A 1,423-nucleotide genomic window follows, 5' to 3' on the forward strand; every position below is an offset into this window, starting at 1 on the left:
GGATATTCCATTCCGGCTCCCCCGCAAAATCCACCCGGCTCGTTTGGGTGCTGGCTGTCCTGGTGGTGCTGATGGCGGGCGCGGCGGGTGTGGTCACCTGGCGCTTTTTCGCGGCGCCGTCCCAATCCCGGCTGGAAGAGCAAATTCTCGCGAATCCTGGACGAATTCCATTTGGAAAACCCTCCATGGCCGTTCTTCCGCTCAAACCACTGGGGAAGGATGCGATTCTGCAACTCCTCAGCGCCGGGCTCAGCCTGAACATCATCAACCAGTTGGCGAAGGTCGAGCAGATCTTCGTCATTTCCGGCGAATCGTCCTTCGTCTACAAGGACCGTCCTCGCACAGCCCGGGAGATCGGAAAGGAATTGGGTGTGCGCTACCTGCTGGTGGGGGACCTGGAAAAAGCCGGAAATCGCATCCGCCTGAGGGTGCAACTGGTGGAGGCCGGAACCGGGGAACAATTGTGGGGAGAAAAATATGACCGGGAATTGAAGGATATCTTCGCCATCCAGGACGAGATCACCGATAAGATCATTACCTCCCTGAAAGTGAAGCTGACCGAGGGCGAACAGGAGCGGGTCTGGAGGGGCGGCACGAAAAATATCCAGGCCTGGAACTTCACCATTCAGGGGCTGGGAGTCCTGCGGAAGGTGACGCAGGGAGACACCCAGAACGCCAGGAAGCTTTTTCAACTAGCCCTCAAACTCGATCCGGATTTCCCGGGGGCCATCACCCTGCTGGGATACACCCATTTCATTGATGCCAAGTTCGCTTGGTCCCCTCCCATCGAGGGCTCCCAGGAAAAGGCCATCGCAGTCTCTCTGGGAAAGGCCGCGGCCGGTGCGCGGAGAGCCATCGAACTGGATCCCACCTTTGGGGAGGCCTACTCGTTGATGGCGGCGGTCATGCTCACCCGGCGGGATTTTGCCCAGGCTCTCATTCTGGGGAGGAAGTCAGTCGATCTCAATCCCAACGGCGCGGAAATCACGGCGATTCTGGCGATGATCCGCAACTATTCGGGGGATCCGCTGGACGGGCTGAACCTGGTGAACCATGCCATCCGGCTCAGCCCCTTCCACCCCGCCTGGTACACGTACACCCGGGGGCTGTCCAAATTTTTACTGGGGAACTACCGGGAGGCAATTCCGGCCTTCGTTGAATACCTCCGCCGTCAGCCCGATAGTCCCACCACGCAGTTGTTGATAATCGTCTCCTTTGTCCGCCTGAATGAAATCAAACGGGCCCGCGAGGAAGTGGGCATCTACCGGAAGGAATTCCCCGGGGAGGATAACCACCCCCAAACGATCCTGACAATCCGTGAACCCCACCAGAACCCTGCTGTAATCGCCAATATCCTGGCCGATCTCAAGAAAGTGGGGCTGTAATGGGAGGGTCTTTATATCCCCCCCTCCCCCTACCGCAC

The 1,423-nt window shown here is 58.7% G+C and carries 1 protein-coding gene; it reads left to right on the forward strand.

The features are described 5' to 3' along the window. Positions 1-47: 47 nt before the first annotated feature. Positions 48-1,385: a tetratricopeptide repeat protein gene (locus FVQ81_18530; GenBank protein MBW7998528.1), complete on the forward strand. Its 1,338-nt coding sequence runs from the start codon at positions 48-50 to the stop codon at positions 1,383-1,385. Positions 1,386-1,423: the final 38 nt, after the last annotated feature.

Source organism: Candidatus Glassbacteria bacterium, from assembly GCA_019456185.1.
GTDB lineage: Bacteria > Gemmatimonadota > Glassbacteria > GWA2-58-10 > GWA2-58-10 > JAJRTS01.